The organism is Arthrobacter sp. RIT-PI-e (assembly GCF_001187915.1).
Classification (GTDB): domain Bacteria; phylum Actinomycetota; class Actinomycetes; order Actinomycetales; family Micrococcaceae; genus Arthrobacter_D.
In genome coordinates, this window is record NZ_LGIU01000049.1 from 20049 (window position 1) to 44051 (window position 24003).

A 24003-nucleotide genomic window follows, 5' to 3' on the forward strand; every position below is an offset into this window, starting at 1 on the left:
CCCCACGACCCGCACCGCCTTTCAATGGAGAAGACATGACAATCGAAGGATGGACCCAGAGCCTCACGGCCGGTCCGCTCCTCCTGATCGCAGCGGCGGCCATCCTGGTGCTGCTCTTCCTGATCATCAAACTGCGGATCCACGCATTCGTGGCGCTGATCCTCATCAGCCTCGCCACGGCGTTCGCCACGGGCATCCCCACCTCGCAGATCGTCACCGTGCTCGTGAACAGCTTCGGGTCCACCCTCGGGGCCGTGGCACTGCTGGTGGGGCTCGGCGCCATGCTCGGCCGGCTGCTGGAGACCAGCGGTGGCGCCAAGGTGCTCGCGGACCACCTCGTGCGGGTCTTCGGTGAGGAGCGGGCGCCCTTCGCGCTCGGCGTCGCCTCCCTGCTCTTCGGCTTCCCCATCTTCTTCGACGCCGGACTCGTGGTCATGCTGCCCGTGGTCTTCTCCGTGGCACAGCGACTCGGCGGCGGCGTACTCCGGTACGGGCTCCCGGCGGCCGGTGCATTCTCGGTGATGCACATCTTCGTCCCGCCGCATCCCGGGCCCGTGGCGGCCTCGGAGTTCTTCGGCGCGAATGTGGGAGTGGTCATCCTGGTGGGCCTCGTGGCGGCCATCCCCACCTGGTACGTGACCTGCTACCTGTACGGTCTCCGGGCGGGGAGGAAGTTCGTCCTGCCCGTCCCCGAACTGCTGGGCACCGCCGACGAGCACGCCGAGGCCAACCCGCCGAAGTTCGGCACCGTGGTGGGCATCCTGCTGCTGCCCCTCGTGCTGATCTTCCTCAACACCGGGCTGAACACCGCTGCACGTTCCGGGTCCTTCGACGAGGGCCTGACCGATCAGACGTGGTTCCAGCTCCTGCGGGTGCTCGGGGAGACGCCCGTGGCACTGCTGATCTCGCTCCTCGTGGCGGCCTATGTGCTCGGTCGGCGCCGGGGCGTGGACAAGACCGTGCTCGAGAGCACCCTCGAATCGGCGCTCGGCCCCGTCTGCTCCGTCATCCTCATCACCGGTGCGGGCGGCATGTTCGGCGGTGTGCTGCGCACCAGCGGGATCGGTGCCGCGCTCGCGGACGTCCTCGGTGACCTCGGCATCCCGCTGATCCTCGCCGGGTTCCTCATCGCGGCGATCCTGCGCGTGGCCCAGGGCTCGGCGACCGTGGCACTGACCACCGCGGCCGGGTTGATCTCCCCCGCGATCCTCGCCGGGGACTACAACGCCCTCCAGGTCGCGGCCCTCGTGGTGGCCGTGGCCGCCGGCTCCGTGGTGGTGAGCCACGTGAACGACTCCGGCTTCTGGCTGGTGGGGCGCTTCTTCAACATGGACGTGAAGACCACCCTGAAGACCTGGACCGTCATGGAGACCACGATCGGCGTGATGGGCTTCGCGATCGCCGCGGCCGTCTTCAGCCTCGCCTCCCTGGTCTGAGCCCTTCCGCCCGATCCGACCGGCGGACCTGGTCCGGGCGGCGGGACGGGGGCCGCGTCAGCGCTTCTTCCCCCGCGATCCGGAGGGGCGTGCCGCCTTCCGGGGCGCCGGGGCCCTCCGGGCACCCTTCCGGTCCTCGGTGCCGCCGGCGGCAGCCTTCTTCGCCGCCGCCTTCTGCGCGGCGGTCCGCTTCGGGGCCTCCCGCCGGGACGGCTGGCGGGAGCTCTGGGCTGTGCGTCCGCGCACGATCCCGATGAACTCCTCCACCTCGGGCGAGTCGTCGTCCACGCGCCAGGCGATCCCGATGGTGGTGGGAGGAAGACCTTGGACGGGCCGGTGCACGGAGTCCCTCCGCGCAGGGAGGCGGGCCAGGGACATGGGCAGCACCACCACGCCCGCACCCGACGCCGCCACCTCCACCGCCGCCGCGGGGCCGCCGCACGCCGCGACGTCGAGCAGCACCACGGCGTCGAGCTCCTCGGACGGGATCTCCTCGTAGAGGGAGAGCTCCTCCTCCCGGGACATGACGGCCACGGGCTGCTCCTCGTAGAGGGGGATCAGGTGGAGCCCCGCCCGGTCCACCGGGAGCCGGACGAGCACCACGTCCGCCGAACCGTCCCGCAGAGGCGGTAGGGCGTCGTCGTACGACTGCAGCTCGAGGGGCACCGCGGGGTGCCGTTCACGCCAGCGTGCCACCCACTTGCCCGGCGTCACACCCGGCACGAAGCCGACGGACAGGACGCGGGGGTGGGGGGATCGATCGGGCTGGTCGGCGGGCATCTGATCACAGTAGCTCCTGGCCTCGACCGTTGAGCGGGCCGTTAGGCTTGCACCATGACCCCCGCGAAGACCCCCCAGACCCCCAAACCCCCCCCAGCGGCCAACAAGCGGGGAATCTACCTGCCCGCCACTCCCCAGGACTTCCAGGACACGGAGCTGACCCGCGCGGAGTTCGACGCCCTGCAGCAGTCCGCTCCGGAGTGGCTCGCCGAACTGCGCCGTACCGGCCCGCACCCGCGCCCTGTGGTGGCCCAGAAGCTGGGGGTCTCCATCGGTGGGCTGGCCCGCGGAGGTGTGACCGAGCCCCTGACCACCGAGCAGATCACCACCCTGCTGCAGGACCCGCCCGCCTGGTTGGTGTCCGAGCGGGCCACGCAGGCCGCGGTGCGTGCCGAGGCGACCCGGGTCAAGCAGCGGGACGCCACTCGCGGGTCCGCGGACGCCTGACTCCCCGATCCGCAGGATTCCCGCAGGATCCTCGACGGATCTCCCCTGGGCCGCGGCAATTCTCGCGCCGTCCGGCCTCGAACACGCGTCCCACCTCCACTTCGAGGTGATTGACTTAATAGAACACGTATTCGAACATTGACGGGTGATGCCTCTCCCCGCCGGTCCTGCCCCCGAAGAGGACGAGCCCTCCGGCGACGCCGAGGGCCTCCCGCGTGCCGGTGGCCGCTCCCCGGCGGAGGTGGCGCTCGGTCTCCAGACCCGCATCGACGCCCTGCAGACGAGCAGGCTCGGCTCCCGGAACCTGCCCACGGTCCCCGCCCTGGCCCGGATCCTGCCCGGCGGCGGCCTGCAGGCCGGCGGCTCCTACTCCGTGCGGAACTCCGCCACCCTCGCCATGGCCCTGCTGGCCGGCCCCTCGGCCACGGGTGCGTGGTGCGGCGTCGTCGGCATACCGGACTTCGGCGTGGAGGCGGCACAGGGTCTCGGCATCAACCTCGAGCGCCTCGTCCTGGTCCCCGACCCCGGGTCCCAGTGGCTCACCGTCACGGCCGCCCTCGTGGACGTGGTCCCGATCGTCCTGACCCGCGCCCCGGAACACCTGGCCCCCACCGAGGGTGAACGTCTCCGAGCGAGGCTCCGCCGGCGTGGTGCCGCCCTGATCACGCTGGGCGCCTGGAAGCAGAGCGATTCCCTCCTGGGCGTGGCGGAGAGCGCCTGGGAGGGGCTCGGAGCCGGGACCGGGCACCTGCGCAGCCGCCGGATGAAGATCACCGCCACCCAGCCCTCCGGCCGGTTGCGCCACGCCTACGTGGAGCCGGCGGACCTGCGGGGCTCCACCGGCCCGGGCCCGACGTCGTCGTACACCGCCTCAGGTGCAGGAACCCGTTCCGGGACCACCGGGCCCGCCGACGCCCTCTTCGGAGCGCACCTGGTCCGTTCCTCGTGACGGCCGTCCCGCCCGTACCGCGCGGCGCATCCGGTGTACCCGCCACCCGGACCATGCTGCTCTGGTGTCCGGACTGGCCCGTCACCGCGGCCCTGCGCGAGCACGCCCTTCCCGCGGACACGCCACTGGCGCTGACGGAGCGGGGCGAGGTCCTCGCATGCTCCCCCGCGGCCCGGCAGGACGGCGTGAAGCGGGGGCTGCGGACCAGGGAGGCGCAGGCCCGCAGCACCGGGCTGGTGTGCCTGCTCCACGACCCCGCACTCGACGCACGCACCTTCGAACCCGTGGTCACCGCCGTGGAGGCCATCATGCCCGGGGTGCAGGTGATCCGGCCGGGCATGGGCGTCATCAGGGCCAAGGGGCCCGCACGCTACTACGGCGGTGAGGACGAGGCGGCGGACGTGCTCCTGAGGACCCTGGCGGCCATCGGCCTCACCGACGCCCGCGTGGGGGTGGCCGACGGCCCGTTCGCCGCCGAACAGGCCGCCCGGGCCGCGGGCGAGACCGGCACCGAGCAGGTGGTGGTGATCCCCCCGGGCCGCTCGGCCTGGTTCCTGAGCGCGTACCCCCTGGAGATCCTCGAGCACCCCGCGCTCACCGTGCTGCTCAAGCGGCTCGGCATCCGCTCCCTCGGCGACTTCGCGGCACTGCCCGCCTCCGACGTCCGCAACCGGTTCGGGCTCGAGGGCGCCCTGGCCCACCGGAAGGCGAGCGGTCTCGACCACCGGGACGTGCGGGCCCGGACACCACCACCCCGGCTGGACACCGCGTCCGAGTTCGAGCCACCCCTTACCCGGATCGACCAGCTGGCCTTCGCCTTCCGCGTCCGCGCCGAGGAGTTCGTGGAGGCGCTGCGCGGGGCCGGGCTGGTGTGCACGGTGCTGCGGATGCTCCTCTCCACGGAATCGGGGGAGACGTCCGAGCGCAGCTGGCGGCACCCGCGCTGGTTCGACGCCGACGACGTCGTGGACCGCGTGCGCTGGCAGCTCCAGGGCACCAGCACCTCCGACTCCGCCCTCACCTCCGGCATCACGCGCGTGCAGGTGGTCCCGGACGTCACGGAGGATCTCGCCGACCACGCGGACGGACTGTGGGGAACGGGAACGGACGAAGAGGTCCACCACGGCCTCGCCCGGGTACAGGGCATGCTGGGTCACGGCGCCGTCCTCACCGCGATCATCGCCGGCGGAAGGCTCCTGGCGGACCGCCGTGTTCTCATCCCCTGGGGGGACCCTCCTCCGGGTCCGGCCGGCGCGAGGAACCGCGACCGGCCCTGGCCCGGCCGGGTGCCCGGGCCCGCCCCCGCCACCGTGTTCGCCGCTCCCGTGGCCGCCGTCGTCCTCGATGCCCGCGGCAACCCGGTGGACGTGGACCTCCGCGGCCTCCTCAGCGCCGACCCCGCCTTCTTCGGCATCGATGCCGAGCGCCGGGCCGTGCACTCCTGGGCCGGACCCTGGCCGATCGACGAGCGGTGGTGGGACCCGGGAGGCCGGGTGCTCAACCGCTTCCAGCTCGTGGACCGGGACGGATCCGCCTGGCTGCTGCTGCTCGAGGACCACGCGTGGTGGGTGGAGGCCGGCTACGACTGAGCCCGGGCCGCCGATCGAGCGGCTGCCGGGAGCACACCGATGACCGAGGGCACCACATCACCGGTACGGCCGGGGCAGGGGGAACACCGTGGGCTGGAGCAATCCGCCGATCCCGTGGACCGATCTCGAACGGGGGCTGTCCGACACCACGCGGCCCGGCGCGCCACCGGCGGGGGCCGACGGCGGTGACAGCCCTGCCTGGTCGCGGAAACGGCAGCCCTACGCGGCGCCGGCCGACGCCACGGCCCCCGGGGACTCGGAGGGGCCCGTGGTGCCCTACGCGGAGCTCCACGTCCACTCCAACTTCAGCTTCCTCGACGGCGCCTCCAGCCCCGAGCACCTGGTGGAGGAGGCGCAGCGGCTCGGACTCGCGGGCATGGCCCTGACAGACCACGACGGCCTGTACGGGGCGGTGCGCTTCGCGGAGGCCGCGGAGAAGTACCCGGGCCTCTCCACCCTCTACGGTGCGGAGCTCTCCCTCGGACTGTCCGGGCCGCAGAACGGGGAGGCCGACCCCGAGGGACACCACCTCCTGGTGCTGGCCCGCGGAACCGCCGGGTACCACCGGTTGTCCGCCGCCATCACCCACGCCCAGCTGAAGGACGACGCCGAGAAGGGCAGGCCCCGCTACGACCCAGGGGAACTCGCCGGCCATGCGGACGGCCACTGGATGGTCCTCACGGGATGCCGGAAGGGGGCGGTGCGCTCGGCGCTCGCCACCGGCGGCGAACCGGCGGCCGAGGCCGAACTCCGGAAGCTCGTGGAGCTCTTCGGCCGGGACTCGGTGACCGTGGAGCTCACGGATCAGGGCAACCCGCTGGACACCATGCACAACCACGCCCTGGCCGATCTCGCCGGACGCCTCGCGCTGCCGACGGTGGCCACCAACAACGTGCACTACGCGACCCCCGCTCAGCACCGGCTGGCCTCAGCCCTGGCCGCGGTCCGGGCACGCCGGAGCCTGGACCAGATGGACGGCTGGCTCCCCGCCGCCGGAGTGGCCCACCTGCGCAGCGGTGCGGAGATGGCCCGGAGGTTCAGGGACCACCCCGGAGCGGTGGAACGCACCATGGACCTCGCCGCCGAGCTCTCCTTCACCCTCCGCAGCGTCAGACCCGGTCTGCCGAGGATCGAGCTGCCCCCGGGGCACACGCAGATGAGCTACCTGCGCGAACTCGTGTGGCAGGGGGCGGACCGGTTCTACGCCGGGAGGACCGATGTCCGCGAGCGCATCGAACGGGAACTGGACGTCATCGAGGAGAAGGGCTTCCCCGGGTACTTCCTGATCGTCCACGACCTGGTGCACTTCGCGCGCCGGCAGGGGATCCTGTGCCAGGGGCGAGGTTCCGCGGCCAACTCCGCGGTCTGCTACCTGCTGGAGATCACCGCGGTGGACTCCATCAGGTACCAGCTCCCCTTCGAACGGTTCCTCTCGAGCATGCGCGACGAGGAACCGGACATCGACGTGGACTTCGACTCGGACCGCCGGGAGGAGGTGATCCAGTACGTGTACCGCACGTACGGGCGGTACAACGCGGCGCAGGTGGCCAACGTGATCACCTACCGCCCGAGGTTCGCCGTCCGGGACATGGCCAAGGCCCTCGGCCACGGTCCGGGTCAGCAGGATGCCTGGTCCCGGCAGATCGAGCAGTGGGGCGGGCTCGTCTCGAGCACGGACCACGACATCCCGGACTCCGTGGTGGGCCTGGCGCAGGAGGTCCTGAAGTTCCCGCGGCACCTGGGCATCCACTCCGGGGGCATGGTGCTCACGGACCGCCCCGTCGGGGAGGTGTGCCCGATCGAGCACGGGCGCATGGCCGGGCGAACCGTGCTGCAGTGGGACAAGGACGACTGCGCCTGGATGGGGCTGGTGAAGTTCGACCTCCTGGGGCTCGGCATCCTCGCCGCCATCCAGTACAACTTCGACCTCGTGGAGCGGCACTTCGGAGAGAGCTGGACGCTGGCCACCGTTCCCCAGGAGGAGCAGGGGGTGTACGACATGCTGTGCCTCGCCGACTCGGTGGGGGTCTTCCAGGTGGAGAGCCGTGCGCAGATGGGCATGCTCCCCCGGTTGCAGCCCCGCCGGTTCTACGACCTCGTGATCGAGGTGGCCCTGGTGCGGCCCGGGCCCATCCAGGGCGGGGCCGTGCACCCCTACGTCAAACGCAGGACGGCGGAGGAGGAGGTCCGCTATCTCCATCCGGCACTGGAGCCCGTGCTCGAGCGGACCCTGGGTGTGCCGCTCTTCCAGGAACAGCTCATGCAGATGGCCATGGTGGTGGGCAACTGCTCGGCGGCGGACGCCGACGTGCTGCGCCGCGCCATGGGCTCCAAGCGCGGTGAGGAGCGCATCGACTCGCTGAAGGCCACGCTGTACGAGGGCATGGCGGCCAACGGGATCACCGGGGACACGGCGGACACCATCTACGCGAAGATCCACGCCTTCGCGAACTTCGGCTTCGCGGAGAGCCACTCGATCAGCTTCGCCCTGCTGGTCTACGTCAGCGCCTGGTTGCGCCTGCACTACCCGGGGGCGTTCCTCGCCTCGCTCCTGCGCGCCCAGCCCATGGGGTTCTACTCCCCGCAGACACTCGTGGCGGACGCCCGGCGGCACGGCGTCGTCGTGCTCCGGCCGGACATCCTGCACTCGGGGGTGCACGCCGATCTCGAACCGCTCGAGGGGTACGCCCCTCCCGCCGATCCCTCCGCCCGCGTCAGCGGGATGGACTGCTGCGTGGCGGACGTGCAGCAACCGGTGGGACCCTTCGACCCGGACGCCCCCTTCGACTCCACCGTGCACCGGCGCGACGCCAACTACGCGGTGCGCCTCGGCCTGGCCGGCGTGGAGTCGGTCGGTGTCCGATCGGCCGAGCGGATCGTCGCGGAACGGGAGCGGGACGGACCGTTCGCGGACATGCCGGATCTCGCGCGGCGCACCGGGCTCACCTCGGCCCAACTGGAGGCCCTGGCGGCGTCGGGGGCCTTCGACTCGATGGGCCTCAGCAGGAGGCAGGCCCTGTGGAACGCCGGTCCGGCATCCACCGAACGCGAGGGCCAGATCAGGGGGACCGGCGTCTACGTCCAACCACCGTTGCTGCCCGAACTCTCGGACGTGGACAAGGTGGGCTCGGACCTGTGGTCCACCGGGATCACCCCGGACGACCACCCGGTACGCCATGCCAGGGACCGGCTGCGGCGTCGTGGTGCCCTGACGGCGGTGGAGCTGAGAACCGCGGCTCCCGGCCGGCGGGTCGAGGTGGCCGGGGTGGTGACCCACCGGCAACGCCCGGCCACCGCCAGCGGCATCACGTTCCTGAACCTGGAGGACGAGACAGGACTGGTCAACGTGATCTGCTCGGTGGGTGTGTGGCAGCGCCACCGCCGGGTGGCCCGGGAGGCCGGCAGCATGATCGTCCGGGGCATCCTGGAGCGCTCTGCCGAGGGCGTGGTGAACATCGTGGCCGACCGCCTGGAGGTGCTGCGGCTGAGGGCCACCACCCGTTCACGGGACTTCCGCTGACGGGCGGTGGAACGCAGGAAGGGCCCCCGCGGTGCGGGAGCCCTTCTCATCTGTGCGCGAGGGGGGATTTGAACCCCCACACCCTTTCGGATACTGGCACCTGAAGCCAGCGCGTCTGCCGTTCCGCCACTCGCGCAATTCGAGATCCACCGCCCCGCGCGGAACGCGGACCGTTGTGAACAGCAGAAGCAAGCATAACGGAGCGCGGGCCCAATCACCTAAACCGTCCGACGACGGGCTCCGGCAGCACCGATCGCGGCAGCACCCCCTGCGCCCGGATCGTTAGGACAAAGTGACCCCACGGACACCTGCTTGAAGCCCTTTACCAGAGCACCCCAGTACTATCGGAGAGAACATGCCCGGCTGGACCCTGCCGTCCGCAGCACCGGGAAACGCCCTGCGGCACACCGCTGCCGGGCCCGAGATCTCCGGATCGGAGGGAGGAGGCAGCGCATGGGCATTCTCGACAACGTGGAGCGTGGACTCGAGAAACTGGTCCGCGGTGCCTTCTCCACGGGATCCCGCTCGCAGGTCCAGCCCCTCGAGATCGCCAGCGCCCTCCGCAAGGAGCTCGACAACCGCTCCCTCGTCCTCTCGCAGGGCCGCACCCTCGCACCGAACGTGTTCACCGCCCGGCTCTCGGACTCCGACTTCGAGCTCGCCCGGCAGTGGGGGTCCCCGCTGGCCGAGGAGCTGTGCGACGTCGTGATAGCCCACGTCAACAGTCAGCAGTACGGTCTCCAGGGGCCGGTACGGGTCTCCTTCGAGCATGATCCGCACCTGAGGCCGGGAGTGTTCGAGATCGATTCGTCGATCGAGAAGCAGACCGAACCCTCCCGCGCCGCAGGACCCAGCGCACCGGCGGCACCGCGTCGGCAACCCACCCGCTACCAGCCGGTCATCGAGTTCGACGGCCACCGCCACCCGATCACCTCCTCCTCGGTGATCCTCGGGCGGTCCTCCGAGGCCGGGATCCTCGTGGACGACACCGGAGTGTCCCGCCGTCACCTCGAGATCCGCACCACCTCCGGGCGCAGCTACGCCGTGGATCTCGGATCCACGAACGGGAGCTATGTCAACGGCCAGCGGGTCGACGGCCAGGTCGAGCTCACGGACGGCTCCACCATCACCATGGGACGGTCCCGGCTCACCTTCCGTCTGCTGCCCGCGCAGGGCGGGGGCTCCCAGCGATGAGCGACGCCGGCGAGCTCACGGTCACCCTGCTGCGGTACGGGTTCCTCGCGCTGCTGTGGATCTTCGTCCTCAGCGCCGTGGGTGCACTGCGCCGGGACCTGGTGGTGGGGCGCCGGAACAAGGTGGGAACTCCCACGGCGCGCGAACTCCGGAAGAACCCGGAGCTGGTCGAGGAACCCGCGCGCACACCCGCTCGGCAGCTGGTGGTCACGGAGGGTCCGCTCACCGGGACGTCCCTGGACCTGGCCGCCAGCCCCATCCTCCTCGGCCGGGCCCAGGAGGCCACGCTCGTGCTCGAGGACGACTACGCCTCGGGACGCCATGCACGCCTGTTCCCGCAGGGCAGCCGCTGGTTCGTCGAGGACCTCGGCTCCACGAACGGCACCTACCTCGGCGGTGCACAGCTCACGCGTGCCCTGCCGGTGGAACCCGGCGTCCCGATCAGGATCGGCAAGACCGTCATCGAGTTGAGGCCGTAGGCGTGCCGCTCGCCCTGAGATTCGCCGCCCGCTCCGACGTGGGCATGGTGCGTGCGAAGAACGACGACTCCGCCTACGTGGGCCGCTACCTCGCCGTGGTGGCCGACGGCATGGGTGGGCACGCGGGCGGCAACGTCGCCTCGGCCTCCACCGTCCTGGACCTCGTCCACCTGGACCACGGCGAGCACGGCGGAGCCGCGGCCATGCATCTGGCGGACGAGATCCAGACCGCCAACTCGCTGCTCTCGGAACTCGTGGCCTCCAACCCGCAGCTCGCCGGCATGGGCACCACCGTCACGGCGATCCTGCTCGAGGACGATCGGCTGCGGCTCGCCCACATCGGCGACCCCCGCGCCTACCGGCTGAAGAACGGGGCCTTCGAGCAGATCACCACGGACCACACCTTCGTGCAGCGCCTCATCGAGGAGGGGCGGCTCCGCCCGGAGGAGGCGGAGGTCCACCCGCACAAGAACGTCCTCATGCGAGTGCTCGGGGACGTGGACGCCAGCCCCGAACTGGACCTGGAGTCCTTCGACGCCGAACCCGGGGAACGTTGGCTGCTGTGCTCCGACGGACTCAACGCGGTGCTCAGCGACCGCATGGTGGAGCAGATCATGCGCACCACGGACGATCTCCGCGAGTGCGTCGACGCCCTCGTGGACATGACCCTCGCCGGTGGGTCGCCCGACAACATCACGATCGCCGTGGTGGAGGTGGCCGAGGCGGACGACGACGACGCCGCACCCCCTGCTGTCATCCCGCCGGCGCGTCAGGCGGCGGGGGAACGCGACACCCCGGCCGGTGAGGGCTCCGCCGCGTCCCGGGAGATCGACGGCAACGGTGACCTCCCGGGAGCAGCCATTCGGGCCGATGTGATCCGCCGTGACCTGCTGACCCGCCCCCACGTACTGGTGGGATCCGCCGCGTTGGCCACCGAGACGGGGCAGATCCCCATCGTGACGCAGCGCTCCACGGAACGCCGGGCCGCCATGCTGCTGACCCACGGGGGAGATCCCGTCAGCGAGGGCACCGAGGACATCGAGGACACCACCGCCTCCTCCCGCGGACGGCGCTGGCTCGTCCCGGCGTTCCTCTCGCTCATGACCCTCATCCTCGTCGCGGTCCTGGGGTTCGGCTACACCTGGACGCAGACCCGGTACTACGTGGCGGCGGCGGAGAACCGCGTGGCCATCTTCACGGGCGTACCGCAGTCGCTGGGTCCGATCAGCCTGGGCAAGCTCTACGAGACCACGGACATCCCGGTCTCCAACCTGCCCGAGTACCAGCGATCGCAGGTCACCACCAGCCTGCCCGCGGCCAGCCTCGAGGAGGCCGAGCGGATCGTCGGCGACCTCCGGAGCGAGCTGCGCGCCATCGCCTGCGCCCCCGCGGACGCCGGGCCCGCCCCCTCCGCTGGCCCGACCTCCCGGCCGACCGCGCCCGCCACCGCCCCAGGATCCGGCACCCCGACGCCGGGTACGCCGACGGCTGCTCCCACGGTGTCCGCGAGCGCGAGCCCCGGGGCAGCGGCTGGAACAACGGGCGAGGCATCGCCCGGCACCTCGGCCACGCCGGAGGCCGCACCCTCGCCGGACACCACTGCTTCACCGGGCGACGCCGCGGCGGCCGCTGACTGCGGAGGTACGTCCGATGAGTGATGTCATGACGGTCCCGCGGTCGCGGCGGAACATCGAGCTCGTCCTGCTGCTGGTGGCCCTCGTCGTGGTCTGCCTGGCCAACTACCTCGCGGGGCTCGACAACGAGGAGGCGTTCGGAGACTACTTCTACACGCAGGTGCTCACCCTCGGATTGATGGGCCTGTTCATCCACGTGGTGCTGCGGATCAGGGCCAAGTATGCCGATCCGATCATCCTTCCGGTGGTCGTGACGCTGAACGGCATCGGCCTCGCGATGATCCACCGGCTGGACTTCTCCTCCGCCGCGGCGAACCCGAACTTCGTCCCGGTGGCACCATCGCAGGTGCAGTGGACCGGTGTGGCCATGGCGGCCGCCGCCGTCTTCCTCCTGCTCCTCCGTGACCACCGGCTCCTGCGCCGGTTCACCTACATCTCCCTGATCGTCAGCGCGGTGCTGCTCCTGCTCCCGCTGACGCCGCTGGGGCTGGAGATCAACGGTGCACGGATCTGGATCTCGGTGGGCATCGGCACCTTCCAGCCGGGCGAGATCGCGAAGATCACCCTCGCCATATTCTTCGCGGGGTATCTATCCACCAACCGCGATCTGATCCTCCTGGCCGGGAAGAAGATCGGCCCGCTCCAGCTGCCCCGGTTCCGCGACCTCGCGCCCATGGCCGCAGCGTGGCTGGTGAGCATCGGCGTGCTGGTGTTCCAGCGCGACCTCGGTTCCTCGGTGCTCTTCTTCGGTCTCTTCATGGTGATGATCTACGTGGCCACGAGCCGGGTCAGCTGGGTGCTGATCGGCCTGGCGATGATCGGTGTGGGCGTGTTCGTGGCCCTCGAGCTGTTCCCGCACGTGGCCCTGCGCTTCGACTCCTGGATCAATGCCTTCGACCCCGAGGTGTACAACAGGTTCCCCGGCGGGAGCGCTCAGGTGGTGCAGGGCATGTTCGGCCTGGCCAACGGCGGGCTCGTGGGTACGGGGCTCGGCGAGGGCCGGCCGGATCTGGTCACCTATGCCAACAGCGACATGATCGTGGCGGCCCTCGGGGAGGAACTCGGGCTGATCGGGCTGACGGCGATCGTGCTGCTCTTCGTGATCCTGGTCTCCCGCGGGATCCGCGCGGCGCTGGGCACCAAGGACGGTTTCGGCAAGCTCCTGGCCTGCGGACTATCATTCACCATCGCGCTCCAGTGCTTCGTGGTGATCGGCGGCATCACCCGCCTGATCCCGCTGACCGGACTCACCACGCCCTTCATGTCCGCCGGTGGCTCGTCCCTCCTGGCAAACTGGCTCATCGTGGCCCTGCTCCTGCTCATTTCCGAGACGGCGCGCAGACCCGCGCCCACCGACCCCATGAAGGATTCGTTCCCGGAGCCCGTGGGGGCCAATGGCAAGCCTGTCAGGAAGCGGACGTCGAAGGAGGGAACCCGATGAACCAGGCCATCCGCAGCGCCTGGGTGGTGGCCATCGGCATGTTCGCCCTCATGCTCGGCTCGCTCACCTACGTGCAGTTCTTCCAGGCGGAGGCCCTGGCCAACAACGACTGGAACAACCGTCAGCTGTACCAGGAGTTCGGCCGCCAGCGGGGGGCGATCCTCGTGGACGGCCGCGCTGTCGCGGAGTCGGTCCCCACGAACGACCAGTTCAACTACCAGCGCACCTACCGCGACCCGGAGCTGTACGCCCACCTGACGGGGTACTACTCGCTCTCCCTCGGGTCCACGCAACTTGAGGACAGTGAGTCCTCCATCCTGGCCGGCACCAGCAGTTCCCTGTTCTACGACCGCATGGTCCAGCTGTTCTCCGGTGTGGACGCCCAGGGTGCGTCCGTGGAGCTGACCATCGATCCCCAGCTCCAGCAGCTCGCCTGGGATCTCATCCCGGACGGGCAGCGGGGATCGATCGTGGTGATGGAACCCGGTACGGGGAACATCCTCGCCATGGTCTCGAAGCCCAGCTACGACCCCAATCTGCTCTCCGTCCACGACACCTCCGTGGCCCTGCAGAACGCCGAGGCGCTGGGCGAGGAACCGGGACTGTCCATCTACGCCAACCCGGCGACGGAATCGCTGGTGGCACCGGGGTCGGTGTTCAAGCTCGTCGATGCGGCGGCAGCCCTGGAGTCCGGCCAGTACAACGAGCGCTCGGAGATCCCCAATCCTCCCGCACTGCAGTTCCCCGGCATCGACTACGCACTGCCCAACTTCGTGACCGGTGGGTGTGCGAGCAGGACGACGGCGGACCTCCGGTTCGCGCTCGAGCAGTCCTGCAACACCCCGTTCGCCCAGATCGCCCTGGATCTCGGCGAGGACGCCATCCGGGAGCAGGCCGAGCGGTTCGGGTTCGGCGAGGAGCTCGCCATCCCCACGCACGTGGAGGCCAGCGTGTTCCCCTCGGACCTGACCGACCCGGAGCTCGCGCAGTCCGCCGTCGGGCAGTTCGACACCCGGGTGACCCCGCTGCAGATGGCCATGGTGGCGTCGGCGATCGCCAACGACGGTCAGCAGATGAAGCCCCAGCTGGTGCGATCCGTGCGCGCGGCGGACCTCGAGCTCATCGACTCCCCCCAGCCGGAGGTGCTGCGCCGGTCCGTGAGCGAGGACACCGCCGCCCAGCTCACGGACTGGATGGTCAACGTGGTGGAGAACGGCACGGCCAGGGGTGCCGCCATCCCGGGCGTCCGGGTGGCCGGCAAGACAGGGACCGCGGAGGTCTCCGAGACCGGGGACAACGCCTGGTTCACCGGATTCGCACCCGCGGACGATCCGCGGGTAGCAGTATCGATCGTGATGGAGAACGTGGACATCCCCACTGGTCAGCAATTGACCTCACCCAGTGCCAGCAGACTCATGGAGGCGGTGTTGAACAGATGAGGCCCACGTCGGGAATCACCCTGGGCGGCAGATTCGAACTGACCGAGCGCATCGCCATCGGCGGCATGGGCGAGGTGTGGAAGGCACGGGACCGGATCCTCGGCCGCGTCGTCGCGATCAAGATCCTCAAGGAGGAGTACTCCGGCGATCCTGCGTTCCTCAACCGATTCCGGGCGGAGGCGCGTCACACCGCCCTGCTCAACCACGAGGGGATCGCGAACGTCTTCGACTACGGCGAGGAGGGCGGCTCCGCCTACCTCGTGATGGAGCTCGTCCCTGGTCAGCCGTTGTCGGCCGTGATCGAGAAGGAGCAGGTGCTCCCACCGGACCGCACGCTGTCCATCGTGGGTCAGACGGCCACCGCTCTCGCCGTGGCGCACAACCAGGGTCTGGTGCACCGTGACGTGAAACCCGGCAACATCCTGGTGATGCCGGACGGCCGGGTGAAGATCACCGACTTCGGGATCGCGCGTCTCGCCGACCAGGTGCCGCTGACGGCCACGGGACAGGTGATGGGCACGGCCCAGTACCTCGCCCCCGAGCAGGCCACGGGTCAGCCGGCCACCGGTTCCTCGGACATCTATGCCCTGGGCGTGATCGGCTACGAACTGCTCGCCGGGCGGCGGCCGTTCTCGGGGGAATCGCAGATCGCGATCGCCCTGGCGCAGGTCAATGACGCCCCGCCTCCCCTGCCCACCAGCGTCCCGCATCCTGTCCGCGCGCTGATCAGTTCCATGCTCGCGAAGGATCCCGCCGACCGGCCGGGCGACGCCGAGAGCCTGGCCACCGCCGTCGAGGCGATCCGCCTCGGGGACATCCGTGCGGCCCAGGCCGCCGTGCCGGGCATGCTCGCCTTCCCCGCGGACTCGGGAGCTCCCACCCAGGCGGTCCCCCGCCAGGACACCCGGGCCACCACCGCGATCCCCGCGCCGTCGACGTCGGCCCTGCCCACCGTCGCGGGCCCGGCGGCCGCCGGTGCGGCCGCCGGCATCGCCGCGTCGCGCGACTGGTCGCAGGAGGACGCCGACGCCGAACAGCCCGCGGCCTACGGGCAGGAGGAGGAGACCCGGCGGAGCCCCTGGCTGATCCCGTTGATCGTGCTGCTCCTGCTGGCGCTGGGCGCGATCGCCTTCCTGATCCTCCAGCCACTGCTGGACACGGACGATGCGGGCACTACCCCGGTGGAGACCACCTCCGCGGCACCCGTTCCCACCCGAACCAGTACACCGCCGTCCGAACCCTCCGAGTCGCCGACGCCGACGCCGGATCCCGTCACCACGGAGGCGGACGACCGCGAGATCGTCTCGCCCTCCTCCTACCGTGGGAGGCCACTGAACGAGGTACAGCAGGAGCTGATCGGTCTCGGTTTCGGCGTCAACGTCATCACCCAGGACTCGGAGGAGGCCGATGGTACCGTCCTGGACATCAACCCCAGTGGTCCACAGACTCCCGGGACCACCATCAACGTGACGGTGGCACGACAGGTGGTGACGGTGCCTGAGAATCTTCAGGGGCGGAGCGCCGGTGACGTCCGTACCCTTCTCGTGAACGCCGGGCTGACTCCCGTCGACGGCGGTAGTGAGGAGTCACAGCAGCAGGAGGGGACAGTGCTCCGGGTGGATCCGGGTGCCGGTACGGTGCTTCCTCTCGGGTCGAACGTCGGCATCGTCGTCTCCTCCGGTCCACCGCCCTCCGAGGAACCGAGCCCGGAACCTGCGGCGACCACCCCGCAGGCGCCCTCCGACCCCACGACCGCCCCGAGCTCGTCCCCGTCCGCCACCACCGGGCAGTGATCGTGCCCGGTCCGTGCCGAGGAGCCGTCCGTTGACCACCGGACGTGTGCTCAACGGACGCTACGAGGTCCTCGAGCTGATCGGTCGGGGAGGCATGGCGGACGTCCACCTCGGGCGCGACCTCAAGCTCGGCCGGAGGGTGGCCATCAAGCTCCTCCGGCAGGATCTCGCCCGGGACCCCCTGTTCCGGTCCCGCTTCCGGCGGGAGGCGCAAGCCGTGGCCGGACTGAGCTGCCCCACCATCGTCGCGGTCTACGACACCGGTGACGAGGAGGTCCTGGACCGTCCGGAGCACGAGGTGCGGATCCCGTTCATCGTGATGGAGTACGTTCCCGGCCGCACCCTGCGGGATCACGTGCGATCCGGTGAACTCACGCCCGAGCGGAGCATCGCGTACCTCGCCGGGGTGCTCAGCGCCCTCGACCACAGCCACCGCGCCGGGATTGTGCACCGCGACATCAAGCCCGCGAACGTGATGATCACGCCCGAGGACACGGTCAAGGTCATGGACTTCGGCATAGCCCGTGCCCTGGCGGATTCGCAGGCCACCATGACCCAGACGCAGGCCGTGCTGGGTACCGCCCAGTACCTCTCCCCGGAACAGGCGCTCGGCCAGACCGTGGACGCCAGGAGCGATCTGTACTCCGCCGGCTGCCTGCTGTTCGAGCTCCTCACCGGACGCCCGCCCTTCGTCGGCGACAGCGCCGTGTCCGTGGCCTACCAGCACGTCCGGGAGGAACCACCCGTGGCGAGCAGCATCGACGCCTCGGTCACGCCCGCCCTGGACTCGGTGCTCGCCAAGGCCCTCACGAAGGATCGGGAGCACCGGTTCCAGGACGCACCGTCCTTCCGCGCGGCGCTGCTCGACGCCGCGCGCGGGACGGTCCTCGCGGACGGTGCCGGAACACCCACGGAGGCCCTGGACGTCTCCGCCCCGGCCACCCGCGCCGCTGCTGCCTCCGTTGCCGGGCTCCCGGGACGGGATCTGCGGACCACGGCGATGGACCGGGTGGTGGCGGAGGATCCCGCACCGGACGTGTTCGATGCCCCGGACGCCTTCGACGGAGTATCCGACGACGACCTGGATCACCTGGACGGCACGGACGACACCGACGACATGGAGGACGCCAGGAACGGCCGGGAGGACCGGCGGCGATTGTCACGCGCTGCCTGGATCACCGTGCTCCTCGCCGCCGTGCTGATCGTGCTCGGTACCGGTTTCTTCGTGATCGGCGATCTCGGTTCCGACCCCGGCACGGAGGCGGTTCCCGAGGTCGTCGTACCTGATGATCTCGTGGGCATGGAGGTGGAGGAGGCCTCGGACGCCGTCACGGACGCCGGTCTACGGGCGTCCTCTGACCAGGACTACCACGACTCCGTGGATGCCGGTCTGGTGATCAGCACGGATCCCTCCTCCGGGGCGTCCGTGCCGCCGGACTCCCGGGTGAACCTCCTGGTGTCCCGAGGACCTGCGAACGTCACCGTCCCCGCTTCCCTCGAGGGGATGACGGAGGCCTCGGCCCGGGATGCCCTGGAACGAGCCGGGTTGCGGACCGGTCGGGTCAGCCAGGAGAGCAGCGCCACTGTGGCAGCCGGGCAGGTACTCCGCACCAGCCCCCAGCTCGGCGAGTCAGCACCCGCGGACAGTGCCGTGGATCTGGTGCTTTCCACCGGCCGGGTGGTCGTCCCCCTGCTCACGGATCTGACGCAGCAGGAGGCGGAGGCACGACTCGCGGATCAAGCAGTCGGGCTGCCGTCCCGGATCGTGTTCTCGGACAACAGCGTGGTGGAGCCGGGCATCGTCACGGCCCAGTCGGTACGCGCCCGCGACGAGGTGGACCAGGGTACGGAGATCGTGCTCACCGTGGCGGTGGCGCCACCGGCCCCGGAACCCGAGCCCGAGCCCGAGCAACCCGAGCCGGAGCAACCCGAGACCCGGGCTCCTGCACCTGAGACCCCCGGACCGGTTGAATCGGCCCAGCCACGACCTTCTTCGTCGCCGGCTCCCGGACCCGGTGACGGCTCCGAGGGTCGGCCCACCACCGGCCCCGACGAGGCGGGCGACGACGGGACCGAGGACGACTAGCCGGGCGCGACCAACGGGGCACAGCCGGAGGTCGAGGCCGGCCGCCGCGGTCGGCGACCGAGCCCTGACCGGGCAGGGCCGGGGACCATCTGGGTCGGCCTGCGGCGGATCAGGGTCGGCTCAGCGCGCGATGAGCGGGCTGAGCCCGGCCGCCGTGGTGGCTGCGCCGTCCAGTCCCAGGGACTCGAGCCAGTTGCCCAGCATCTGGTAGCCGCCCTCCGTCAGGACCGACTCGGGGTGGAACTGCACGCCGCAGAGGGGTGCGGTGCGGTGCTCGAGCCCCATGATGATCCCGCTGGCCGTCCGTGCGGTGACCAGGAGATCGGCGGGGACGTCGTCGCTCACGGCAGCCAGTGAGTGGTACCGCGTGGCGGTGACCGGGGAGGGCAGCCCGGCGAACACGCTCGTGGAGCCGTGTTCCACGAGCGAGGTCTTGCCGTGCATCAGCTCCGGGGCGTGGGTGACCGTTCCCCCGTAGGCCTCGGCGAGCGCCTGGTGACCGAGGCACACCCCGAGCATGGGTTTGTCCTGGTCCCCGCACCATCTGATCAGGTCCACGCAGAAACCGGCCTCTGCCGGGGTCCCGGGACCGGGCGAGATCAGTACGCCGTCCCGTTCGGCGGCCATCTGCTGCGCCTCGGTGAGGGTGACGTCGTCGTTGCGGACCACCGTCGTCTCCGCCCCGAGCTCCTGCAGATATCCCACGAGGGTGTAGACGAAGCTGTCGTAGTTGTCGATCACGAGGATGCGTGTGGGGGAGGTCATGAGTCAGGCGAACCGATCGTCGAGTCTGTGAGCGGATTGAACTGGGAGACCCAGGGGAACACGTAGAGCATCAACATTGCCACGGCGGCGAGGACCAGGATCACGGAGAAGATGATCCGCAGCCACAGCGGTCCCGGGAGCGTCCGGAAGATCCAGGCGTACATCGTGGCTACCCCTGTCCGGCGGCACGGGCCACCCGGTCGGCGATCTCGGCGGGCGGCCCGGCATCCGCCGGACGCCAGGACTCCAGCACCGAGTACGCGATGATGCGCTCCTGCGCACCGAACCGCGGGTTGCAGCTGGTCAGCGTGAGGATGCGGTCCACCGGCTCGGCCGAGGGCTGCGTGGGTACGGGGGCGATCACGTCACCGCGGTCCGGGAGCACGATCTCCGTGTTCCGGAAGACATAGGTGTAGTAGCCCTCCCGGGTCTGCACGTAGATCCGGTCACCGGGTACGAGCGTGTGGATCTGGTCCAGCACCTGCCCGTGCGTCTGACGGTGACCGGCGAGGGCGAAGTTCCCCACCTGCCCGGGTGCACCGGTGTCCGGGTAGTGGCCCAGACCCAGGTTGTCGAGGACGTCGGACCCGACGCCCGAGGTGACGGGACGCGAGTAGTTCTCACCGAACCGCGGGATGTACACCACGCCGAAGGTGCCTGCGAGATCACCCTGCGCCAGGACGGCCGGTTCACCGAAGTCCTCCGCCGCAGGCGCGGCCCCGTCGGAGCCGGGGGAGGCCGGGACCTCGGCGGGGGCCGGGGACGCGAGGACCGGTGGGGCGTCGGAGAAGAACTCGCCGAGGGCCTGTTCCTGCTTGACGTTGGACTCGATGTTGGTCCACCACAGCTCCCAGCCCACGAAGAGCAGCAGCACCACGCCCGCGGTGATCAGGAGCTCACCCAGCACCTGGGCCACCACCTGGAAGGGAGTACGACGGCGTCGCTTCCGTCCCGTGCCCGTCACCTGCCGGCTGGGCGCGGCGTCGAGCGTTGACCTGGACACTGCCGCTCCTGCCACTCGGGATGCACCGCTCTCGGGAGGTCCTGGCTAGAATCGTTCCCAGAACCGGGCCACCGGATGATTTCTCCCCCCAGGATAACCCTGGGTGATGGGACGTCCCGGGAGGCCAGCGAGACCATAGGTGTGATTGATCCGCGATCATGCCCCGTCGAGGAGATCCGATGCCCGAGTCCAGGCCCCGCAAGCGAACCAAGCCCACCGAGCCGACCAGACCGACCACGACGTCGTCGCAGCCCAAGCCGAACCCCGCCTGGTACAAGCCGGTGATGTTCGGGCTCATGATCGTCGGGTTGCTGTGGATCGTCACGTTCTACATCTCCGAGGCACGCTTCCCCGTCGAGGCCTGGGGCAACGGGAACATCTTCGCCGGTTTCGGCATCGCGATCGTCGGGTTCCTCATGACCACCCGCTGGCGGTAGTACCCGCTCCTGACACCGGCCCCGTCCTCGGCCCACGGGTAGGCGGGTCGGTCCTGCATGCCCGGTGACCGGTCGTCCGCCGCTGTGCACACGGTGTGCAGAAAGTTATCCACAGGTGTGCACAAGATTGTTGATGGTTCAGGGACGACGGCGGAATTCCGGGCCCCGCTTATCCACAGGTGTGGAATTACATGTGTGTAAGTTATCCCCGCTGTGGATAAGTAGTGTGGACAAAAAGAAGGGACCGGTATGAGTTCCCCCCTCGTACCGGCCCCTCCCGCGGTCCACGCGAGGTCAGATGGGAAGCAGTGCCACCCCGAGCCACGTGAGGAGGCCGAGGAGCACCACGACGCCGAGGAGCCCGAGCCACTGCAGGCGGGCCTGCCGCTCCCCCGACGGCGCATACGCGATCACGGCAGCACAGGCTGCACCGGCCACGAATCCGCCGACGTGCGCCTGCCAGGCGATGCCCGGCACCACGAAGCCGAGCACGGCGTTGATGACGAGCAGCACCACGATCTGGCGGATGTCCCCGCCCCGTTTGCGCTGGACGATCAGGAGGGCACCGAACAGGCCGAAGACCGCACCGGAGGCACCGACCACGTACTGCAGGGGGCTGCTCAGCAGCAGTACGCCCACGGACCCGGCCACCGCGGAGATCAGGTACAGCGCCAGGAAGCGCGCACGGCCCATGGCCGGCTCGAGCACCCTCCCCAGGATGAAGAGGGCGTACATGTTGAACGCGATGTGCACGAACGAACCCTGCGAGTGCAGGAACGCCGCCGTGACCATGCGCCACGGCTCGGCGGGGATCACCCCGCCCGCACCGGCCGTGAACACCGGTGCGTAGGAGAAGAGCTGGGTCACACTCGGTACCACGAGCTGGAACAGGTACACCAGCGCGCAGAGACCGATCAGGGTGTAGGTGACCTTGGGGGTGCCCCCGCGCGCGACGCCGCCGAACACGTTCCTGTGTACCGGCGCATTGGCTGCCTGCTCGCGGACGCAGTCCACGCACTGGAAGCCGACCGCGGCCGGACGCTGGCACTCGGCACACGCCGGCCGCTCGCACCGCTGGCAGCGCACGTAGCTGACGCGATCAGGGTGTCGCGGGCAGACGGGCGCCGGCTGACCACCGGCGTCGGGCGCGGGGACACCGTAGGACATCCCTGTTAGAGCTGTTCCACGGTGATGCTGTTGATCACGACGTCCTCGAGGGGCTTGTCCCTCATGTCGGTGGCGATGGCGTTGAGGTCGTCCACCACCTTGCGCGAGGCGGCGTCGGTGACGTCGCCGAAGATGGTGTGCTTGCCCTGCAGCCAGGTGGTGGGCACGGAGGTGATGAAGAACTGCGAACCGTTGGTCCCACGGCCGCCCTGGAGCCCGGCGTTGGCCATGGCGAGCTTGTAGGGCTCACGGAAGTCGAGGTCGGGGTTGATCTCGTCGTCGAACTTGTAGCCGGGTCCGCCGATGCCCTGGCCCAGCGGGTCCCCGCCCTGGATCATGAAGTCCTTGATGATGCGGTGGAAGACGGTGCCGTCGTACAGGGGCGCATTGCTCTTCTCGCCGGTCTGCGGGTGCGTCCAGGCGATCTTGCCGGTCGCGAGGCCCACGAAGTTCTCCACGGTCTTCGGCGCATGGTTCCCGAAGAGATTCACCTCGATGTCGCCCTGATTGGTGTGGATGGTTGCTTTAGCTGTCGGAATAGCACTCATCAGGCCATTCTTCCACGCAGGCCCTGACAATAAGCTGGTGGGGTCCCATTCAGCGCACAGTGAAATGCATGTGCACGGTAAAGGGAACGGGGGGCACAAATAGCACGCCCAGCCCATGCGAAGTAGGCTGATGACAACGAGGAACCACCGTCTGGAGGCTTTTGTGAAGAAGAACGAACGCGTGACACACGAATTCGAGGAGAACCTGGTCGACGGCGTGGCAGTCGTGCGCGACTGGGCACAGCCGCACGTGGATGCCGCCTACGGCTGGGTGAAGCCGCGGTGGGAGAAGGGGATCGACACCGCCGGACCCGCGCTGCAGGACTCCGCACGCAAGGCCGCCGCCGGTGTCTCGGGTGGCATCGCCGTCGTCACCCCCAGGATCCAGGACGGTCTGGACAAGGTGGGCCCGCGCATCTCGCAGGTGATCGACGGTACCGCCCCGAAGATCCAGGACACCCTGGACAAGGCCACCCCCGCACTGAACTCCGCCAAGGGCAAGGTCGTCGACGACTACCTCCCCACGCTCTCCACCCGCCTGGGTGAAGTGGCCGACTCGGCCTCCCGCACGCTCGCCGGTATCAGCGTCCCGCCGGCTGTGGAGAAGGTCGTGGAGAAGACCACGGGGGACAAGAAGTCCGTCTCCAACGCTCAGAAGCGCCTCGCCGACGCCACGAAGCAGGTGTCCAAGGACCTGACGAAGACCAAGCCCCGCAAGTCGGGCAAGGGGTGGCTGATCTTCGGGATCATCGCCTCCGCGATCGTGGCCGGCGTCGCAGCCTGGCGCGCCTCCAAGCCCGTGGAGGATCCCTGGAAGACCCCCGCTCCCATCCGGACCACCCCTGCTCCGGTGTCGAGCGAGAAGTCGCAGGAGGCCAAGGAGGTGGTGGCGAACATCAAGGACGCCGCCGACCGCGCCGCAGCCGGGTCCAAGACCGGCACCACGTCCACGACCGGCACCACGTCCGGGCAGAAGGCCGACGAGGCCCAGAACAAGGCAGCCGGTGCCGCCCAGACGGTGGCGGACAAGGCCAAGGAGAAGGCCGCAGAGGTGAAGGACAAGGCGTCCGACGTCGTCGACGCCGCCTCCGACAAGGCGGACGAGGCCAGGAACAAAACCGCAGGTGCGGCGGAGACCGCGACCGCCAAGGCCGAGGAGAAGACCACCGAGGCGAAGCACGCGGCGAAGTCCTCGGACAAGCCGGCCGGTACCTCCTCGACCACGTCCGCCGGGAACGCCTCCGCCAAGCCCGGTGGCAACCCCTCGGACCGGCCGAAGGAGTAGCACCCTCCGCA

The 24003-nt window shown here is 70.0% G+C and carries 20 protein-coding genes and 1 tRNA gene; 14 read left to right on the plus strand and 7 right to left on the minus strand.

From position 1 onward, the window contains the following. Nucleotides 1–35: 35 nt before the first annotated feature. The gene (locus AC792_RS06105; RefSeq protein WP_049829683.1) at nt 36–1436 is read left to right on the plus strand and encodes a GntP family permease; all 1401 of its coding nucleotides are present in this window, start codon (nt 36–38) and stop codon (nt 1434–1436) included. Nucleotides 1437–1493: 57 nt separating this feature from the next. Here the strand turns inward: AC792_RS06105 and AC792_RS06110 are convergent, their stop codons facing one another. Next, entirely contained in the window at nt 1494–2216 is a 723-nt protein-coding gene (locus AC792_RS06110; RefSeq protein WP_049829684.1) for a LysR substrate-binding domain-containing protein, read from the minus strand. A 54-nt stretch (nt 2217–2270) separates the two neighbouring features. Here AC792_RS06110 and AC792_RS06115 point away from each other — a divergent pair, with 54 nt between their 5' ends. The 4 genes from AC792_RS06115 to AC792_RS06130 all read left to right on the plus strand — a co-directional run bounded on the left by AC792_RS06115 (nt 2271) and on the right by AC792_RS06130 (nt 8721). Further along, nucleotides 2271–2663, plus strand: coding sequence for a DUF5997 family protein (locus AC792_RS06115; RefSeq protein ID WP_049829685.1), 393 nt, complete (start codon nt 2271–2273; stop codon nt 2661–2663). A gap of 148 nt (nt 2664–2811) precedes the next feature. After that, the gene (locus AC792_RS06120) at nt 2812–3612 is read left to right on the plus strand and encodes a hypothetical protein (protein ID WP_049829686.1); all 801 of its coding nucleotides are present in this window, start codon (nt 2812–2814) and stop codon (nt 3610–3612) included. Further along, complete coding sequence (locus AC792_RS06125) at nt 3609–5201, plus strand: DNA polymerase Y family protein (protein ID WP_326947805.1); 1593 nt, start codon at nt 3609–3611, stop codon at nt 5199–5201. Before AC792_RS06120 ends, AC792_RS06125 begins: the two co-directional genes overlap by 4 nt. Nucleotides 5202–5289: 88 nt before the next feature. Further along, nucleotides 5290–8721, plus strand: a complete 3432-nt coding sequence (locus AC792_RS06130) for an error-prone DNA polymerase (RefSeq protein ID WP_049829687.1) — start codon at nt 5290–5292, stop codon at nt 8719–8721. Between the two features lie 53 nt (nt 8722–8774). On the opposite strand, the gene AC792_RS06135 is transcribed toward AC792_RS06130, so the two are convergent. Beyond that, nucleotides 8775–8857 (minus strand) — tRNA-Leu (locus AC792_RS06135). 317 nt (nt 8858–9174) lie between these two features. Here AC792_RS06135 and AC792_RS06140 point away from each other — a divergent pair. Genes AC792_RS06140 through pknB form a run of 7 tightly spaced genes read left to right on the plus strand, consistent with a single transcriptional unit; the run spans nt 9175 to nt 18787 of the window. Next, nucleotides 9175–9915 (plus strand): FhaA domain-containing protein, encoded by a 741-nt coding sequence (locus AC792_RS06140; RefSeq protein ID WP_049829688.1) that lies wholly within the window; start codon nt 9175–9177, stop codon nt 9913–9915. Beyond that, on the plus strand, nt 9912–10394 hold the full coding sequence (locus tag AC792_RS06145) for an FHA domain-containing protein FhaB/FipA (protein WP_049829689.1): 483 nt from the start codon (nt 9912–9914) through the stop codon (nt 10392–10394). The genes AC792_RS06140 and AC792_RS06145 overlap by 4 nt, the downstream gene beginning before the upstream one ends. 44 nt (nt 10395–10438) lie before the next feature. Then, on the plus strand, nt 10439–12052 hold the full coding sequence (locus AC792_RS06150) for a protein phosphatase 2C domain-containing protein (protein WP_082177525.1): 1614 nt from the start codon (nt 10439–10441) through the stop codon (nt 12050–12052). Further along, nucleotides 12045–13469: an FtsW/RodA/SpoVE family cell cycle protein gene (locus AC792_RS06155; RefSeq protein ID WP_049829690.1), complete on the plus strand. Its 1425-nt coding sequence runs from the start codon at nt 12045–12047 to the stop codon at nt 13467–13469. The genes AC792_RS06150 and AC792_RS06155 overlap by 8 nt, the downstream gene beginning before the upstream one ends. Next, nucleotides 13466–14908, plus strand: coding sequence for a peptidoglycan D,D-transpeptidase FtsI family protein (locus AC792_RS06160; RefSeq protein WP_049829691.1), 1443 nt, complete (start codon nt 13466–13468; stop codon nt 14906–14908). The genes AC792_RS06155 and AC792_RS06160 overlap by 4 nt, the downstream gene beginning before the upstream one ends. After that, a complete protein-coding gene (locus tag AC792_RS06165; protein WP_082177517.1) occupies nt 14905–16701 on the plus strand; it encodes a protein kinase domain-containing protein in 1797 nt (598 codons plus the stop codon). The genes AC792_RS06160 and AC792_RS06165 overlap by 4 nt, the downstream gene beginning before the upstream one ends. 31 nt (nt 16702–16732) lie before the next feature. After that, on the plus strand, nt 16733–18787 hold the full coding sequence (pknB, locus tag AC792_RS06170; RefSeq protein ID WP_082177518.1) for a Stk1 family PASTA domain-containing Ser/Thr kinase: 2055 nt from the start codon (nt 16733–16735) through the stop codon (nt 18785–18787). A 120-nt stretch (nt 18788–18907) separates the two neighbouring features. Here pknB and AC792_RS06175 read toward each other — a convergent pair whose 3' ends face one another. From AC792_RS06175 to AC792_RS06180, 3 genes are read right to left on the minus strand one after another with little or no spacing between them, the layout of a single operon-like run. Beyond that, nucleotides 18908–19552 carry an anthranilate synthase component II gene (locus AC792_RS06175; RefSeq protein WP_049829692.1) on the minus strand — a complete coding sequence of 215 codons (645 nt, stop codon included), beginning with the start codon at nt 19550–19552 and terminating at the stop codon, nt 18908–18910. Then, a complete protein-coding gene (locus AC792_RS17435) occupies nt 19549–19716 on the minus strand; it encodes a hypothetical protein (protein WP_162838431.1) in 168 nt (55 codons plus the stop codon). Before AC792_RS17435 ends, AC792_RS06175 begins: the two co-directional genes overlap by 4 nt. A gap of 5 nt (nt 19717–19721) precedes the next feature. Further along, nucleotides 19722–20516, minus strand: a complete 795-nt coding sequence (locus AC792_RS06180) for a class E sortase (RefSeq protein ID WP_200903378.1) — start codon at nt 20514–20516, stop codon at nt 19722–19724. 218 nt (nt 20517–20734) lie between these two features. Here AC792_RS06180 and AC792_RS06185 point away from each other — a divergent pair, with 218 nt between their 5' ends. Beyond that, the gene (locus tag AC792_RS06185) at nt 20735–20992 is read left to right on the plus strand and encodes a cell division protein CrgA (protein WP_049829694.1); all 258 of its coding nucleotides are present in this window, start codon (nt 20735–20737) and stop codon (nt 20990–20992) included. Nucleotides 20993–21286: 294 nt separating this feature from the next. Here the strand turns inward: AC792_RS06185 and AC792_RS06190 are convergent, their stop codons facing one another. After that, on the minus strand, nt 21287–22159 hold the full coding sequence (locus tag AC792_RS06190; protein WP_049829695.1) for a rhomboid family intramembrane serine protease: 873 nt from the start codon (nt 22157–22159) through the stop codon (nt 21287–21289). A gap of 5 nt (nt 22160–22164) precedes the next feature. Then, nucleotides 22165–22707 carry a peptidylprolyl isomerase gene (locus tag AC792_RS06195; RefSeq protein ID WP_049829696.1) on the minus strand — a complete coding sequence of 181 codons (543 nt, stop codon included), beginning with the start codon at nt 22705–22707 and terminating at the stop codon, nt 22165–22167. Between the two features lie 181 nt (nt 22708–22888). On the opposite strand from AC792_RS06195, the gene AC792_RS06200 reads away from it, so the two are divergent. Further along, nucleotides 22889–23992 (plus strand): hypothetical protein, encoded by a 1104-nt coding sequence (locus tag AC792_RS06200; protein ID WP_152916061.1) that lies wholly within the window; start codon nt 22889–22891, stop codon nt 23990–23992. Nucleotides 23993–24003: the final 11 nt, after the last annotated feature.